Source organism: Desulfonema magnum (assembly GCF_017377395.1).
Taxonomy (GTDB): domain Bacteria; phylum Desulfobacterota; class Desulfobacteria; order Desulfobacterales; family 4be13; genus Desulfonema_C; species Desulfonema_C magnum.
Map to the genome: position 1 here is coordinate 3,067,870 of NZ_CP061800.1, position 16,818 is coordinate 3,084,687.

17 protein-coding genes are annotated in these 16,818 nt (G+C 43.5%); 14 read left to right on the plus strand and 3 right to left on the minus strand.

What is annotated here, in order from left to right; genetic code table 11:
• The first annotated feature begins 17 nt into the window (after window positions 1-17).
• From dnm_RS12155 to dnm_RS12215, 13 genes are all read left to right on the plus strand, one after another.
• Window positions 18-3,938 carry a TylF/MycF/NovP-related O-methyltransferase gene (locus dnm_RS12155; protein ID WP_207682917.1) on the plus strand — a complete coding sequence of 1,307 codons (3,921 nt, stop codon included), beginning with the start codon at window positions 18-20 and terminating at the stop codon, window positions 3,936-3,938.
• Between the two features lie 103 nt (window positions 3,939-4,041).
• The gene (locus dnm_RS12160; RefSeq protein ID WP_207682918.1) at window positions 4,042-4,308 is read left to right on the plus strand and encodes a hypothetical protein; all 267 of its coding nucleotides are present in this window, start codon (window positions 4,042-4,044) and stop codon (window positions 4,306-4,308) included.
• Window positions 4,308-4,733 (plus strand): type II toxin-antitoxin system VapC family toxin, encoded by a 426-nt coding sequence (locus dnm_RS12165; protein ID WP_207682919.1) that lies wholly within the window; start codon window positions 4,308-4,310, stop codon window positions 4,731-4,733. The genes dnm_RS12160 and dnm_RS12165 overlap by 1 nt, the downstream gene beginning before the upstream one ends.
• Window positions 4,734-4,735: 2 nt before the next feature.
• Window positions 4,736-6,106: a glycosyltransferase family 4 protein gene (locus dnm_RS12170; RefSeq protein WP_207682920.1), complete on the plus strand. Its 1,371-nt coding sequence runs from the start codon at window positions 4,736-4,738 to the stop codon at window positions 6,104-6,106.
• Entirely contained in the window at window positions 6,103-6,315 is a 213-nt protein-coding gene (locus dnm_RS12175; RefSeq protein ID WP_207682921.1) for a hypothetical protein, read from the plus strand. The genes dnm_RS12170 and dnm_RS12175 overlap by 4 nt, the downstream gene beginning before the upstream one ends.
• 34 nt (window positions 6,316-6,349) lie before the next feature.
• The gene (locus dnm_RS12180) at window positions 6,350-7,198 is read left to right on the plus strand and encodes a UDP-glucuronic acid decarboxylase family protein (protein WP_276571880.1); all 849 of its coding nucleotides are present in this window, start codon (window positions 6,350-6,352) and stop codon (window positions 7,196-7,198) included.
• 359 nt (window positions 7,199-7,557) lie between these two features.
• A complete protein-coding gene (tnpA, locus tag dnm_RS12185; RefSeq protein ID WP_207682922.1) occupies window positions 7,558-8,019 on the plus strand; it encodes an IS200/IS605 family transposase in 462 nt (153 codons plus the stop codon).
• A 781-nt stretch (window positions 8,020-8,800) separates the two neighbouring features.
• The gene (locus tag dnm_RS12190; protein WP_207682923.1) at window positions 8,801-9,088 is read left to right on the plus strand and encodes a ComEA family DNA-binding protein; all 288 of its coding nucleotides are present in this window, start codon (window positions 8,801-8,803) and stop codon (window positions 9,086-9,088) included.
• Window positions 9,089-9,143: 55 nt separating this feature from the next.
• Window positions 9,144-9,380 (plus strand): RelB antitoxin-like protein, encoded by a 237-nt coding sequence (locus tag dnm_RS12195; protein WP_207682924.1) that lies wholly within the window; start codon window positions 9,144-9,146, stop codon window positions 9,378-9,380.
• Window positions 9,370-9,681, plus strand: coding sequence for a Rossmann-fold NAD(P)-binding domain-containing protein (locus dnm_RS12200; RefSeq protein WP_207682925.1), 312 nt, complete (start codon window positions 9,370-9,372; stop codon window positions 9,679-9,681). The genes dnm_RS12195 and dnm_RS12200 overlap by 11 nt, the downstream gene beginning before the upstream one ends.
• Before the next feature lie 968 nt (window positions 9,682-10,649).
• On the plus strand, window positions 10,650-11,111 hold the full coding sequence (tnpA, locus tag dnm_RS12205; RefSeq protein ID WP_207682926.1) for an IS200/IS605 family transposase: 462 nt from the start codon (window positions 10,650-10,652) through the stop codon (window positions 11,109-11,111).
• Window positions 11,112-12,335: 1,224 nt separating this feature from the next.
• Window positions 12,336-12,815: a Uma2 family endonuclease gene (locus tag dnm_RS12210; RefSeq protein ID WP_207682927.1), complete on the plus strand. Its 480-nt coding sequence runs from the start codon at window positions 12,336-12,338 to the stop codon at window positions 12,813-12,815.
• Window positions 12,816-12,817: 2 nt separating this feature from the next.
• A complete protein-coding gene (locus dnm_RS12215) occupies window positions 12,818-13,114 on the plus strand; it encodes a hypothetical protein (RefSeq protein WP_207682928.1) in 297 nt (98 codons plus the stop codon).
• Window positions 13,115-13,124: 10 nt separating this feature from the next.
• On the opposite strand, the gene dnm_RS12220 is transcribed toward dnm_RS12215, so the two are convergent.
• Window positions 13,125-13,901: an ISAzo13 family transposase gene (locus dnm_RS12220; protein WP_276571881.1), complete on the minus strand. Its 777-nt coding sequence runs from the start codon at window positions 13,899-13,901 to the stop codon at window positions 13,125-13,127.
• A gap of 227 nt (window positions 13,902-14,128) precedes the next feature.
• Between dnm_RS12220 and dnm_RS12225 the strand changes: the two genes are divergently transcribed.
• Window positions 14,129-15,229 (plus strand): transposase, encoded by a 1,101-nt coding sequence (locus dnm_RS12225; RefSeq protein WP_207677902.1) that lies wholly within the window; start codon window positions 14,129-14,131, stop codon window positions 15,227-15,229.
• Here dnm_RS12225 and dnm_RS12230 read toward each other — a convergent pair.
• Both dnm_RS12230 and dnm_RS12235 read right to left on the minus strand, forming a co-directional pair.
• Window positions 15,226-15,789: an ISAzo13-like element transposase-related protein gene (locus tag dnm_RS12230; protein WP_207682930.1), complete on the minus strand. Its 564-nt coding sequence runs from the start codon at window positions 15,787-15,789 to the stop codon at window positions 15,226-15,228. The two genes, dnm_RS12225 and dnm_RS12230, sit on opposite strands and share 4 nt — an antisense overlap.
• 111 nt (window positions 15,790-15,900) lie before the next feature.
• Window positions 15,901-16,533, minus strand: a complete 633-nt coding sequence (locus dnm_RS12235; protein WP_207682931.1) for an HK97 family phage prohead protease — start codon at window positions 16,531-16,533, stop codon at window positions 15,901-15,903.
• Between the last annotated feature and the right edge of the window lie 285 nt (window positions 16,534-16,818).

Genomic DNA, 16,818 nt, shown 5'->3' on the forward strand with positions numbered 1-16,818 from the left:
AATGAGGAAAAAAGGAGATGCAATTAGGCCATGAACAATCTGCTGATTTGCCATTGGAAAGAACGGAAAAATCACTTTTGAAGTTTTTACAAATTCATACCTTTTATGTCCACTATCTGAGCAATTATTATAAAGCAAATCCCTCTCTTTCTTCTGCCTCATTTAAAGAACAAATTGATGATTTACTCAGAGACGGTCTCGGCGCTATTCACATGTTTGCCCCCTATATGAACGAATTGGAGGATTATGAAGCCCAACTGATCATAGCGAATAACCCCTATTCTCAGCAACAATGGATGCGTGAAAATCATGTCTTACTTACGAATGATAAGGACTGGATGTATGAAATATCAAGAAGGCAGATAGAACATTTAAAACCTGATGTCCTTTACCTTTCCGATCCGATAACATTTGACAGTCGGTTTGTCCGTTCATTGTCGTGGAAACCATCACTGATAATTGGCTGGCGAGCGGCAAATATTCCCGAAGGTACGGATTGGTCGGAGTTTGATATCATGCTATCCAGTCTTTCTGCTTTAAGAGAGACCGCTCTTACCTTAGGTGCCAAATCAGCGGAGCATTTTTTCCCGGGATTTCCTGTTTTCATACATGAAATGATTCGTGATGTGCAACAGCCTTCCTATGATGTCGTTTTCTCAGGGCAATGGACATTAAATCAGCATCCTCGCCGTAATCATTACCTGACAGAAATTGCCAAAGCAGCTTCACAACCGGGGCAGGAATTTTCCTGTGCCTACTATCTGAGCGGTCAGACCGATAAGATTGTTCCTGAAGTGGCAAAGTATAATTTAGGGGCACATTTCGGAATTTCGATGCATCGTGCCCTTCGCTCTGGCAGGATTGCTATTGATGCCAGAGGGATATTAGAGACAAAAAATTCTGCTCATCAAGAGACAACAGACCTTGCTGTTAAGGAAACTGCTAATATGCGAATATTTGAAGTAACCGGCAGCGGCGTTTTCCTCTTGACAGAATATTTTGAAAATCTCAGCCAGTATTTTGAACCGGGAAAGGAAATTGAGACTTTTCGTGATGAAAAAGAACTGATTGACAAGATTCATTATTATTTGGCAAATCCTGATAAAAGAGAGGCTATCGCACAACGGGGACATGAACGATGCTTGCGGGAATACTCTATGCAAAACAGGGCGCTGGAGTTTGACAAAATTATACGCAAGCATCTCGCACAAAAATTTAATTCAATGAGTCCGCAAACCGATAACAAGAATAGCGAAAACAAAATGATCAGAAAAGAAATAAATAAAGAAGGCTGGGATGCCTACGCACATAATTTTGACAAGTACAAAAAAGACGAAAAAATTCCCGGGCTGGTTTCGGAAGATCACACGCAAGTCCAATATCTGGGAGATGAATGGAATGTGATGTGCAAGGCTATGCGACACCCCTACGGCATTAATGTTTTCTCTGTCGAGGAATTCGCCAAATATCTGAATGATCATTTTGTCTCCTCTTACCTCCCGGAAGGTAATAATCTGAATATCATGGAGATCGGCCCCGGCGGCGGAAGGGTTACTCAGTTATTGTTGCCAAGATGCCAACATCTTTACGCAGTAGATATTTCGACTGAAATGCTTAATCAGTTGAAACAAAGATTTCAAGATGAAGAGAAAATTCAGTATATTATAACAAACGGCTCTGAAATAAAGGAAATTCCTCCAGCGTCTCTGGATGTAATGATTTCTTTTGATGCCTTTGTTCATATGGAGCCTTATGAGATATTCCGTTATTTGGAAATCACAAAAGCATTGCTAAAAGAAAACGGGGTTGGCATTCTCCACTTTTCTGATATGGAAACCCCTATCGGATTTCAGAAATTCAGAGATGATGTTCCTTCTCTTGTGCAAAGCGGAGCAAGCTTTTATACATTTTCGGCAATGTGTAAGAGTATTATGCGCAAGTTTCTTGAGGAACTCGGTTTTGAAGTTATAACGATTACCAATGATATCATACCCAGAGACGCTGTCGCGGTTTTCCAACTGAAAGGTAATCAGAAAAAGAATCATCAAAACATTGAGATGCTTCTTGAACAAGCTGTTAAACATTTGAATGCGAATAACAACACAGAGGCACTTGCCCTTCTTGATAATGCCATCTCTCTGAATCCTGGGAATCACTCAGTACGTTATGGCAGGGCTGTAGCGCTTGCACGGCTCGGACGAATGGATGAGGCGATTGACACATTGAATGCTCTGCTGTCTGTCGAACCGAATCATGAAAAAGCACAAGCATTACTTAATGAGATATTTGTAGCTTTCGTATCAAATCTGATGGTACAGGCGGCCAATGCCTTAAATGCAAATAAGAACAATGAAGCATTTGCTTTGCTGAACAAAGCCAAATCATTAAGAAAACCGGCACAGGGACTTGACTATTTGCGGGCAATTTATTTTTTAAGGATTAATCAGCCAGTTTCAGCCCGTGAAGCTTTGCAGGAGGAACTCCGATATTTTCCGAACAACGAAGATGCCAAAAAAGTACTCAGTCAAATTTCTGCCCAGTATCCGCAATTGGCTTCTCCTAAAATTGACGATCCGGAATTTCAGGAATTGCTTCAGCTTATTCGCCCATACACCATGTTGAGCGAGGAACGTCTCTTTTCCCTATTTTCTTTGGCAAAGCAGGTATGTTTGGAAGATATTCCCGGAAATTTTGTTGAATGTGGCGTTGCCGCCGGAGGCTCGACAGCCTTATTGGCCACAGTTATCAAACGCTACAGCAAACGCCCCCGATGGCATTACGCTTTTGATTCCTTTGAAGGTATGCCAACACCCACGGAACAGGATAAGGACGGCAGAGGTGTCGGAGCCGAAGCAACGGGCTGGGGAACAGGCACATGCGCCGCACCAGAGGAAAGTGTAAAAGAAATCTGTGCAAAGCTTGGTGTCTCAGATATTGTCAAACCAGTGAAAGGATATTTTGAGTCCGCTCTGCCCCAGATGAGAGACAACGCCGGAATGATTGCGCTTCTGCATATGGATGGCGACTGGTATGAATCAACAAAGGCAATTTTACATAATCTGTATGACCATGTTGTTAATAACGGGTTTATTCAGGTGGATGATTACGGGTATTGGCAGGGATGCAAAAAGGCGATCCATGAATTTGAATCGTTAAGAAATCTTCAGTTTGAGATTAATCAAATTGACGGAACAGGTGTCTGGTTCCGCAAACCGGATAAATTTCCTGTCAATGAGTCACTTCCCTCTTCGCTTGTCACCGACTTTCAGAACAGTGACCCTTCTCGCAAAGGCGTTGACAGTCAGATGTCGCAGAATGAACGATTTCAATTATTTTATGCAATTCGGAAGCTTCTGCCTGCCAAATCATCTCCTCTGCGATTTGTCGAAATCGGTTCCTGGGCCGGAGCCTCTCTTCTGCTGATTCATGCGGCTATAAAACAGAGAACACCAAATGTTCAGGGATTTTCCATTGAACCGGGCGGACAGCCCCAGTTCTACGAAGTCCTCAAACATCTCAGCAATGAGGTGTCACACCTTCATATGTTTTCACATCAGGCTGCGCCTCAGTTGAAACAGTTCTTTGAGAAAGACGGCAATTTTCCTGAATTCATCTTCATTGACGGTAGCCATACTTATGAAGGTGTCCGGCAGGATATTACAGATTTCTTTCCGCTCCTTGCTCCCGATGGAATAATGATTTTCCATGATTATCTGCCAGCGATGAATGATGAAAACCGAGAAGCGATTTTCTCCCATCATGGTGGAAAAGAACCGGGAATCCGGCAGGCATGTCAGAAATTAATGGAAAACACCTATCATTGTGAGGTCATTGATATCCCATTACTCTGTCCCACTGACCCGACACAGACCCAGCCGCATCTGCCCATTATTCCGGGAGTGTTTTCGACCCTTCGGGCATATCGGAAATCTGTGTAGCGATTTTCACTCTCATCAAGGTGCCATGTTTGTACGAATGGATTGAATGATAAACGGGCTAAAAATATGGCACCCTGACGGGTCTAAAAACAAGGAGAATATCATGGACACAAGTTTGTTGAGGAAGATTAATGTCAGCTATGACAGTGCCGGAAACTTAAATATCACTATTCCCGAATCATGTATCCGGAACTTTGAAAAGCCGCTGCTCCTTAAATCAGTTACGCGTGCCATTGCAGCCTCAGAAAAACAAAGACATCCCCCCGGAAATTGGAAGTATGACCCGGCTCGGGATATTGTGGGAATATGTCAGAGCGATGTGAATGACGGTTCTGTGAATCACGACGCATATATTTACGGGGCGGACTGATGCAATATTTTACAGATACGGGGGCATGGATTGTGCTGGCAGATAAAAAAGACCGATATCATCAAAATGCGAAAGAAGCATACAATGTGATTCTGAGTCGGAATATCTCTTTGGTAACAACAGATTATATTTTTGATGAAACAGTGACGTGGTTGCGCTACAAAATCGGACATACTATAGCGACGGACTGGGGACAAAAACTTCTCAGCAGTCGTATGGTTGAAATTGTTCAGATTTATGACACATATCTGAGGCCGGCATGGAACATTTTTCAAAAATATTCCGACCAGAAATTCAGCTTCACTGATTGCACATCTTTTGCAGTGATGAAGGCACTCGGTCTTGATACAGCTTTCGGATTTGATGATCATTTCAGAATTATGGGGTTAAATCTGATTCCATCACTATCGAACAAAAAGAAATAAGCATGAAATTAGAAGAACTTTTAAGCCAAAAAATTGAATTGTCCGATTTGTTAGAAAAAGCAGGACGTTCTGAAAAAAAATATAAAGTTGTCCACCTTTGTATGCAGGATTTCGGAGGCGCAGGAAAGGCGGCATACCGATTGCACAAGGGACTGCAATCCATTGGTCTTGATTCTGCCATGCTTGTGCTGAACAAAAAAAGCGGCGACCCGACCGTTAAAGTGTTGCCCGTCAGTTATGCCGGGGATAAGGTAAACTGTCTGGATGCCCCTGCTTATAATTCTCCGATATGGAACCAACAATGCGGAAAGTGGCAAACCCTGTTATCCAATTACCCCGGACGTCCTGCCGGACTTGAAATGTTTACAGATGCGGAATCAAGTGTCAGACTTGATCACATTCGAGAAATACAGGAAGCTGATATCATCAACCTTCACTGGGTTGCGGGTGCTATGGATTATTCCAATGCAGGTTTGGCTTTGATGGGTAAGCCCATTGTATGGACGCTTCATGACATGAATCCCTTTACAGGCGGATGTCATTATACAGGAAATTGTCTCAAATATAAAACCTCCTGCGGCGCATGTCCCCAGTTAGGTTCTGATATTACAGATGATCTTTCATACCATACATGGAATCACAAACTGAACGCTTATAGCGATTTAAACATACACATTGTTGCGCTGAGTCGCTGGCTTGCCGGATGCGCAAAAGAAAGCGCATTGTTTTCAAGGTTTCCCATTGATCTTATTCCGAACGGATTTCCTTTGGACATATTCAAACCTTACCCAAAAACACAAATTCGAAAAGCTTCAAATGTCTCCGAAACCGCAAAATTAATTTTATTCGGCGCAGATTCTGTTGTAAACCAGAGAAAAGGCTTGGCATATCTGTTAGAAGCCTTGAACAGATTTCCCCTGAAAAGCGGACATGAGTATATCCTTGTCACATTCGGCAATTTTCCACAAGGTGCAAATATTACGTCTAAATATCAGGTCCTCAACACAGGTCAGATAGCAGATGAAAATCAGCTTGCTTTGGTTTACAGCGCGGCTGACCTCTTTGTTCTTCCGTCTCTGGAAGATAATCTCCCGAATACAGTTGTTGAGGCAATGGCCTGTGGTCTGCCAATAGTCGGTTTTGATATCGGGGGAATGCCGGATATGGTGGAACATGGAAAGACTGGTTATCTGGCAAAGCCAAGAGATATTGCCGGATTAGCTGAAGGCATTAACTGGGTCATATCGTCTTATGACAACGGTGTCAATTTTTCTGAACGATGCAGGGAAAAGGCAGAGAAAGAGTATGCGCCTGATGTTCAGGCTAAGGCATATAACGAGTTGTATAATCGGATATTGGCAGACGAGCTATGATTGCTACGGCTGTCCCAAAAAAAGCCGACGACGATTTTTCAAGAGCGTTACAAATTGATCCGAATGAGCGAAACACCGTCCTGAACTGTGTCAAACTCTTCAAATTCCACAACAAAATTCAAGATGCAAAAGCCCTCTGTTCCTCCTATCTGCAAACAAACCCCGGCGATTCCGTCATCACCGAGGCATTAAGACGTTTGGAAGCTTAGAAAAGACAAGGTTATCTGGCAACGCCAAGAGATATTGCCAGATCAGTTGAAGGCATTAAGCGGGTTATCTTATTTCGAGCTGATGCGCCATGATATCACATTTCCGCTTTATGTGGAGGTGGATGAAATCTGCAACCTGGCATGTCCTGCTTCGCCGATTCACTATCAGTCTGACCCGGTGCAGACCACCAAGACCAGCGTACACGGCGCAATCAACATGCCGGGACTGGCCAGGCGGGTCAAAGCAAAAATCTTTCAGGCTTCCGCCAGCGAAGTGTATGGGGATCCGCATATCCATCCGCAGACGGAAAGTTACCGGGGCAACGTCAGCTGCATCGGGCTGCGATCCTGCTACGACGAAGGCAAACGATGTGCGGAAACCCTTTTTTTTGACTACCATCGTCAGCACGGTCTGAACATAAAAGTCGCCCGGATATTCAATACCTACGGACCCCACATGCACCCCGATGACGGGCGAGTCGTTTCCAATTTTATCATTCAGGCCCTCAGAGGCGATCCCGTCACCATTTACGGAGACGGATCGCAAACCCGTTCTTTTTGTTATGTAGATGACCTGACAGAAGCCTTTATCCGGTTTATGGATTCTCCGGATGATTTTACCGGTCCGGTCAATCTCGGAAATCCTCGGGAATTTACAATTCTTGAGTTGGCAGAAAAGATTATTCGTCTGACAGGCTCCTGTTCGGAAATTGTGTTCAGTTCATTGCCATCAGACGACCCGAAACAGCGGCAGCCCGATATCCGCCTTGCAAAAGAGAAACTGGGATGGGAGCCTGAAATTCCGCTGGAAGAGGGTCTGAGACGCACCATTAAATATTTTGATGCTTTGCTGGCGAAGAATAAGACCGGTTTAAAAAATTGAAAAGCACTTGAAAATAATTTTTCCAAGCACGGCCCGGAAACCCCAACAGAAAGAATCATCGCAGACATCTCCCCGAATCCTCCTAAGAATAATGACAGATAAACCATCCAAGCCCCGTAGAGGCGGCATATTTGTAGAATAAGCGCAGATAAACCGCCCAAGCCCCGTAGGGGCGGCATGTTTGTAGAATAATGACAGATAAACCATCCAAGCCCCGTAGGGGCGGCATATTTGTAGAATAAGCGCATATAAACCATCCAAGCCCCGTAGGGGCGGCATATTTGTAGAATAATGACATATAAACCATCCAAGCCCCGTAGGTGCGGCATGTTTGTAACAAAGCGAGGGATAAAATTAAAATGGCAAATTCATACATACAGGCCTATCTGCACTACGTTTTTGCCGTGCAGGGAAGACAGAATCTGATTTATGAAGGCAATCAGGAAGAATTATATAAATACATTACCGGCATTGTGACGAACAAAGGGCAGAAGCTCCTGGCGGTCGGCGGAATGCCCGATCATGTGCATGTGTTCATCGGGATCAGCAGGTCAATGGATATAGGGGGCTTTGTTTCCGCAATAAAATCAAATTCGTCCCGGTTTATCAATGAGAAAAAATGGATCTTGGGAAAATTTCATTGGCAGGAAGGTTACGGTGCGTTTTCATATTCCCGGTCCCAGATTGACAGCGTTATCAAATATATTCTCAATCAGAAAAAACACCATGAAAAACGGTCATTCAAAGATGAATATATTGAATTATTAGAAAAATTTGATGTATCGTATGATGAAAAATATTTGTTTGATTGGATTGAATGATAAATGCTGTATGCTACAAAGGGCTACAAACATGCCGCCCCTACGGGGCTGTAAATATGGTTCTTCCGGGGGGGCTACAAACATGCCGCCCCTACGGGGCTGTAAATATGGTTCTTCCGGGGGGGCTACAAACATGCCGCCCCTACGGGGCTGTAAATATGGTTCTCCGGGGGGCTACAAACATGCCGCCCCTACGGGGCTGTAAACATGGTCTCCCCGGGGGGCTACAAACATGCCGCCCCTACGGGGCTGTAAATATGGTTCTCCGGGGGGCTACAAACATGCCGCCCCTACGGGGCTGTAAACATGGTCTCCCCGGGGGGCTACAAACATGCCGCCCCTACGGGGCTGTAAGCATGGTCTCCCCGGGGGGCTACAAACATGCCGCCCCTACGGGGCTGTAAATATGGGGCTTCCGGGGGCTACAAACATGCCGCCCCTACGGGGCTAAAAACATGGTCTCCCTGACGAGCTACAAACATGCCGCCCCTACGGGGCTACAAACATGGTTCCCCCGACGAGCTACAAATATGTCGCCGTCGCCCCTACGGGGCTAATCGGACAGCGTGTTTGAAGCCCCGTAGGGGGCGATATGTTTGTAGCCCGTCGGACAGCATATTTTTAGCCCCGTAGGGGCGGCATATTTGTAGAATCAGAAAAAACACCATGAAAAACGGTCATTCAAAGATGAATATATTGAATTGTTAAAAAAATTTGTTTGATTGGATTGAATAATAAATGCTATATGCTACAAAGATGACGCCCCTGCGGGGCTGTAAAAATGGTTCTTCCGCCGGCTCTGATCATGACTGAGAATAAATTTGTATCTCTTGCCGAACGAATCATCAAACATCAGAAGAAATACGGCCCGTTCAGAACGCCCGGAAACATAACAAAATTCAGCGGAATCGGTCCTAAGAACTTTGAAATAAACAAAGACCGGATCACCATCGGAGAGCCGGAGGAAAAAACAAGCAAGGAGAAAGCTTCCGAAAAGAAGGACGCAGGCACGGATAAAATGAAAGATAAAGATAAGGTATCTGGAGATAAGAAAGTCTTTGAAGTATAGGTTCGTATCAGAGATTCGGGAGATATCACAGATATACAGATATAAGGAGAGACAGATGAACGATATACTCGGAGAACAGTATGTTTTTGATAAAAAAGGCAACCCGACAGCAGTCATCCTTCCGATAGAAGAATATGAGAGAATTCTTTCCGCCTTGGAGGAAAGCGGAAATTTCAGCGATACAGAACTGCTCTCAAAGTCGCCGGAGTTTTTGAAACTGGTACGACGGGGCCTGGATGACATCCGTTCAGGCAGAGTCAGACACTGGAAGGAAGTTTGGGATGAACTATGATGTCCTTATCCGGTTTATGAATTCTCCGGATGATTTTACCGGTCCGGTCAATTTAGGAAATCCCCGGGAATTTACAATTCTTGAACTGGCAGAAAATATTATCCGTCTGACAGGCTCCTGTTCGGAAATTGTGTTCAGTTCATTGCCATCGGACGACCCGAAACAGCGGCAGCCCGATATCCGCCTTGCAAAAGAGAAACTGGGATGGGAGCCTGAAATTCCCCTGGAAGAGGGTCTGAGACGCACCATTAAATATTTTGATGCTTTGCTGGCGAAGAATAAGACCGGTTTAAAAAATTGAAAAGCACTTGAAAATAATTTTTCCAAGCACGGCCCGGAAACCCCAACAGAAAGAATCATCGCAGACATCTCCCCGAATCCTCCTAAGAATAATGACAGATAAACCATCCAAGCCCCGTAGAGGCGGCATATTTGTAGAATAAGCGCAGATAAACCGCCCAAGCCCCGTAGGGGCGGCATATTTGTAAATAAGCGCAGATACCCCGTCCAAGCCCCGTAGGGGCGGCATATTTGTAGAATAGCGCAGATACCCCGCCCAAGCCCCGTAGGGGCGGCATATTTGTAGAATAGCGCAGATACCCCGTCCAAGCCCCGTAGAGGCGGCATATTTGTAGAATAGCGCAGATACCCCGTCCAAGCCCCGTAGAGGCGGCATATTTGTAGAATAGCGCAGATACCCCGTCCAAGCCCCGTAGAGGCGGCATATTTGTAGAATAGCGCAGATACCCCGTCCAAGCCCCGTAGGGGCGGCATATTTGTAGAATAAGCGCATATAAACCATCCAAGCCCCGTAGGGGCGGCATATTTGTAGAATAACGGGATATAAACCATCCAAGCCCCGTAGGGGCGGCATATTTGTAGAATAACGGGATATAAACCATCCAAGCCCCGTAGGGGCGGCATATTTGTAGAATAACGGGATATAAACCATCCAAGCCCCGTAGGGGCGACATATTTGTAGAATCAGAAAAAAACACCATGAAAAACGGTCATCCAAAAGTGAATATATTGAATTATTAGAAAAATTTGATGTATTGTATGATGAAAAATATTTGTTTGATTAGATTGATTGATAAATGCTATATGTTACAAATATGCCTGTGAATATGGTTTTTCCAGTAGAATAATCGGCAAAAAACACCGTCCAAGCCCTGTAGGGGCGGCATATTTGTAGAATAATCGGCAAAAAATACCATCCAAGCCCCGTAGGGGCGGCATATTTGTAACAAAGCAAAGGATAAAATTAAAATGGCAAATTCATACATACAGGCCTATCTGCACTACGTTTTTGCCGTGCAGGGAAGGCAGAATCTGATTCATCAGAAGAACGAGGAGGAACTGTACAAATACATCACCGGAATCACGAAGAACAAAGGGCAGAAGCTCCTGGCAGTCGGCGGAATGCCCGATCATGTGCATGTGTTTGTCGGAATCAACAGGTCAATGGAGATAGGGGACTTTGTTTCCGCAATAAAATCAAATTCATCCCGTTTCATCAATGAGAAAAAATGGATACTGGGAAAATTTCATTGGCAGGAAGGTTACGGTGCTTTCTCATATTCCCGGTCCCACATAGACAGAGTTGCCAACTACATTCTCAATCAGAAAAAACACCATGAAAAACGGTCATTCAGAGAAGAATATATCGAATTGCTGAAAAAATTTGAGATAGAGTATGATGAGAAATATTTGTTTGATTGGATTGAATGATAAATGCTGTATGCTACAAAGGGCTACAAACATGCCGCCCCTACGGGGCTGTAAATATGGTTCTTCCGGGGGGGCTACTTGGAAATCCGTCCCTCCTGGGGTGATGAAAATGTCACAAACCGGGCTGACAATTGCGATCCCATTTTTATTCCGAAAATTTTTTATGACTTAAAAATCAGGCAGTTAAAAAATGAGGGGAACAAAAACGGGATCAGCTTTTTCAGAGCCTTGGAAACATTTTCATCACCCCACGTCCCTCCTCTGGCTCTTAATAATTTAAAGGGGTTATTCCCCGAACAGGGGGGGACGAATTTACAAGTTGCTGTAGTAGCTCAGAAAAAACACCAGGATGGTCGTTCAAAGATGAATATATTGAATTGTTAGAAAAATTTGATGTATCGTATGATTAAAATATTTGTTTGATTGAATTGAATGATACCCATTATTCGGTTAATAAAAATGGACTTTTATTAATTTTATATAAAACAATATCAAATAGTTATCAATATTAACCCGTAATATCAGACACTTAAAATAACTATTTGATATGTATATCTATTACATATTTACTAACTATATTACTCATATAGTAATTCGGTTCTTTTAGCACTGGTAAAAAGGTTTTTTATTCCTTAATATCAATTTGTTACACCAACTTATTGATATTGCGGCTTATTATTACAATATATTGATATTTAAGGATAAAGAAATAACCGAATAATGGGATGATAGATACTATATACTACAAATATGCCGCCCATACGGAGCTGCCAATGCAATATTTTACAGATACGGAGGCATGGATTGCGCCGACGGATAAAAGACACGGATATTATCACTCGATGATCAGGTTTTTTTGATCCGATTCGGTCAGTCCCTTTGTCATTCCTGCTTTCGCAGGAATGATAAATAATTTGAATTATCGGGTGACTCCGGATGCAGTGGATTCCTGCTTTCGCAGGAATGACAGAAAAAAACTTTATCATCGAGTCAATACCGTTCGGCACGATTTTTGCATACATTTGTAACTAACTGAATTCATATATCCGGGAAACTGAAATCCCGAAATGTCCGCCGGGCGTTTTTCGGAAACAATTTCTCCAAAATGCGGAAATGCCGGGCATTTCCGTCCGGCTATGCAAAAATCATGCCGAACGATATTGTCATCGAGTACCAGAATGCAAAAAAAGCAAGTGTGAATCAATAAAAAACAGGAAAAACATCATGAACTGGCAAGAAATATGCTCCTATCCGAATTTGCAGAATCTGCCGTTTAAGATCGAATTAAACCAACAGGGACAGATTATTATGAGTCCGGCAAAACTTTATCACGGTGCCTTTCAGAGTGAGATCAGTTACCTTATTAAACGGCTTCAGCATCACGGAAAAATTGTGGTTGAATGTGCTGTCAGAACAAAACACGGGACCAAAGTTGCGGACGTGGCTTGGTTTTCCCAGGAGCGCTGGGAACAGGTGAAAGACGAGTTCGAAAGTCCGGTCGCACCTGAAATCTGCGTGGAGATTGTATCAGAGAGTAATACCCGGGAAGAATTATTTCACAAGAAAAGATTATACTTTGAGAAAGGCGCAAGGGAGTTCTGGCTGTGTGAAAAAAACGGAAAAATGAAATTCCATGATCACCGGAAAGGGGAAATATCAGCGTCTCTGCTGGTTCCCGAATTCCCTGAAATGATTGAAATATAGGTATGGCAAGCGGTGTTGTATCATGCTGTCAGGACGTGTTTTCAAAGAATAACTCAACAAGGGGAGCGAGGCGATTTCTGAAAAATCCCAACCCATTGTTTTGCAATGCAATTCGCAAAGATTTTGAGCAGGTGAGGCAGAATCTCTTAAAAAATGATGCCATAAAGCTTCTTCTGAATGTGGAAATGCACTTGGAAGGCTACAAACATGCCGCCCCTACGGGGCTTTTAAGGATGGGTCTTCCGAAGGTCTACAAACATGCCGCCCCTACGGGGCTTTTAGGAATCGGTATTAAATAACTTTCCCATTTTAATTTATTGGAATTGCACGATAATTCCATTTGGGTAAAATTTTGTCGAATACAATTCGCATTTCTGATTTAAAAGTTTCAGCAACTTTTCGACCGGTTTCATAGACTTTATCAATAACATGGACAAAGACTTTTAAACCTTTTTTGGTATGTGTTTTGGCTATCAGATCAGTCACCACCTCCAAACTTGAAAAGATTACTCCCTGACACGCACGAGTAATATGAGGAAACAGGCGATGTTCGATCGGATTAAATTTGGAACAATAGGGCGGGTAATGAGCGATTCGGATTTCAATCCCGATTTCATCCGCCAGAATTTGTAAATCTTGTTTGAAAAGGTAATGTCGGGAACTGTTGCTGCCGCCACCATCGCACAATATCAAAACTGACGTGGCATTTGGATATATTCGGCAACCGTAACCATACCACCAATGACGGAAACTGTCACAGGCAAATTCACTGGTATCATGACTTGTTCCCACCTGAACATACCCGATATTGAGTCGCAGGTCATAAAAACAATGCGGAATTATGACACCTTCGGCAAAACTTGTAAAATCATGATCGAAAACTTGCAATTCCTCCAGCGTATATAGTCGGCCTTTCCTGTAAAAATTTCCAAGATATTCTTTTTTCTTGGTATCCATGCTGATAACGGGATTACCGGCCTTCCGGTATTCTGATCTGAGTTTCAAAATATTGTCAAACTGAGCGTCGCGATCTGGTACGTTTTTTTTCATAGGTTTGCGTTTCTGAGCTTTACGCAACCGATTCACTACCGTACACTTTTTTTAACTATTTTTAATTATTATATAAAGACGACCATAGTTGGTTTGAAATTTAAATAACTGTTTGTTTTTTAAATTTTTTTAAGATTCACCATCGGCTGTTTTTTCTGAGTAAATATTACTCATCTGAGATTATGACACAAAAAAATCTTAACAGAAAAATATAATAATGGTATGACAGCTTTCAGAAAATAACAGATAACAGGGAGGCTGTCATGAGCGACAATGTGAACAGATATCGTGAGATCAGAAAGGCTTTGGACAATATGTATCCGAAACAGCCGAAGGGAAACGAGGCCCGGCGCCTGAACACGCTGGCCGCGATAATCAGCGGCATCACGGGGAGCGGGAGCTGCCAGCTTCCGAAAATTGCAGGCAAAGTTCCGGATGAGAACGCCGCGCCGGCGAGTGTGGAAAAGCGTATAAAACGTTGGATTTCCAATGACAGCATTGAATCTGAAACATTTTTTCTGCCGTTCGCACAGGCGCTGCTGATCAGTCTGGGACTTTCCGAAATTGTGCTGGCAATGGACGGAAGCACGGTCGGCCGGGGATGCGTAACCCTGATGATCAGTGTGATTTATAAAAAACGTGCCCTGCCCCTTGCTTACACGGTGGTCAGAGGTAAGAAAGGTCATTTCCCGGAAGAAAGCCATGTCGGACTGGTCGGGGAGGTTGCCAACGTGATACCGGAATCCGCGCAGAAGGTTATTTTTCTTGGTGACGGAGAGTTCGACGGTGTCGGTTTGCAAAAAAATCTGGCCGAACGGGGATGGCTGTATGTGTGCCGAACGGCATATAATACCAAAATTTTTTGGGACGGAGAGGAGCATCGTCTTAATGTTCTCGGTGTGTTCACGGTTCCGGACAGCTATCGGTACATACGCAATGTTTTGTTCACAAATAAAAAATACGGACCGGTGACGGTTGTCGTCTGGTGGGCGAAAGGAAATAAGGAACCGATATATCTGGTTACGAATATGAGATCGCCCTGGGAAGCCTGCCAATATTATTCCAAACGGTTTCGTATCGAAACATTTTTTTCCGACCAGAAAAGCCGGGGGTTTAATATTCATAAAAGTCATATTTCCGACCCTGACCGGTTGCGCCGCCTTATGATCGGAGCGTGTCTTGCCTACATCTGGATTGTGTTCCTGGGAACACTGGCAACGGAACAGGGCTGGGACAGAATTATTCACCGTGCCGACCGATGTGATCTGAGTCTCTTTCAATTAGGTCTGAGCCTGTTGGAATATTTTTTAAATTACGACATACCTGTTCCGGTTGCCTTTCAAATGTTCAATCCGACTCTCTAGTCATCAATCATAAACGGAACCTGTGTCACATACAATTTATAAAATAAAATCAGATTATTATAAAAAGTGTACGGTAGTGAACGCAACCGATAGTCATGCTTTTTGAGCAATTGACGGACAATGTTACGACTCACTTTTACTCCGTATTTTTTTTCCAGAGCCTCCGCGATTTCCCACTCCCTCAGATTTGTCCATCGTACCTTTTCATCCATCGGATCTCCTGCTGTATGCTCACGCACCACATTCAAAAACTGCTCGTCTATTTCAGGGTGCTCAGTCAGATACTGTTTGCGTCCGCCACCTTTTTTACGTATTTCAGAAGATTCAGCAGGAGATTTTCCAATTTGTTTTGCTACGATGTGTCCGGGCAGGCCGCTTACTTCGATCGCTCCTTTGCGCACAGTCCGCCTGCTGCAACCCAAGACTTTGGCAATATAATTTTGTCCGCCATGTCCCAATTTCAAAGCTTCAATACCGGCATATCGCCGGCGGTCTTTTTCATTCAGACTCTCATAGTATCGCCGCATGATTTCTTCTACTTCTAAGGAATAGGGTTGCATAATAATCTCCTTTTGATAAAGTGATTTTGAAATACACTTTACAGGATTACGCAATTTTTTAACATATAAAAATCAAAATGGGCATATTATTTCATGCTCATTCCTTAAACATCAGAATATTGCTTTCAACAAAAAAAAAATAAGAATATAAGCTGTAAAAGTAAAGAACAAAATATCCGCAATCTGTCTTCTCTCTTGCTGAGGTTCCGGAGAAAATACAGGCTTTGCATCCTCGTTGGCTCCGATGGGAGTTATGGAAAGTTCAAGCAAATACCAAACCTTGATGATTCTGGTGGGTCCCGGGACAGTCTGCCCGTTTACATTTTCTGTTTTTCCTTCGGGAATCACATATGAATCTTTCAAAACCCATTCAAAACTCACAGAAAAATCTGTGAGATGTCCCTCTCTGACCTTTTGTGCAGCTTCTCTGCCATCAGCAGTTCCGGAAAAAAACACGTCACACACCAGCATCTGGTCTCTGACCTCGAAATTCCGAACACTTCCCAACACACTTGAAACACTTGTCCAATTATGGGAATCCAACAAAGGAACCTGTCCTGATGGCGGCAGCCGGACACCGCTGACAAGGCTTATCATATTAATAAAGATATCATATTCCGGATCATGTCTGAGGATCGGTCTTTCAGTTGCGGCAATAACCTTTACTGACCTGGTTTTGTCATCAAAAGAAGCGGGCGTCACAGGAGTGTCAAGCCGCCTTGTTGTCAGCAGTGGTTCATTCATTTTGTTTCTGAAAAACGATAATCAAGTTTTTTTTCTGTTATTTCTGCAAAAGCCGAAATCCACTGCTCCCGGAATTACTGCATCAGCCAAAAACGGATTCCTGCTTTCGCAGGAATGACAGGCTTTTTATTCGAATCGGGTCAAAAACTTGATCATCGAGTGAAAAAAGGTATTTTGAAAAATATAAGTACCTGAGCAAACGTTTTTATATATCTTTTCCTGCGAACGGCGGAGAAACCCGGATTTTTCCTGCGAAAGAGGGCATCATCCCGGTAAAAGCCCGAG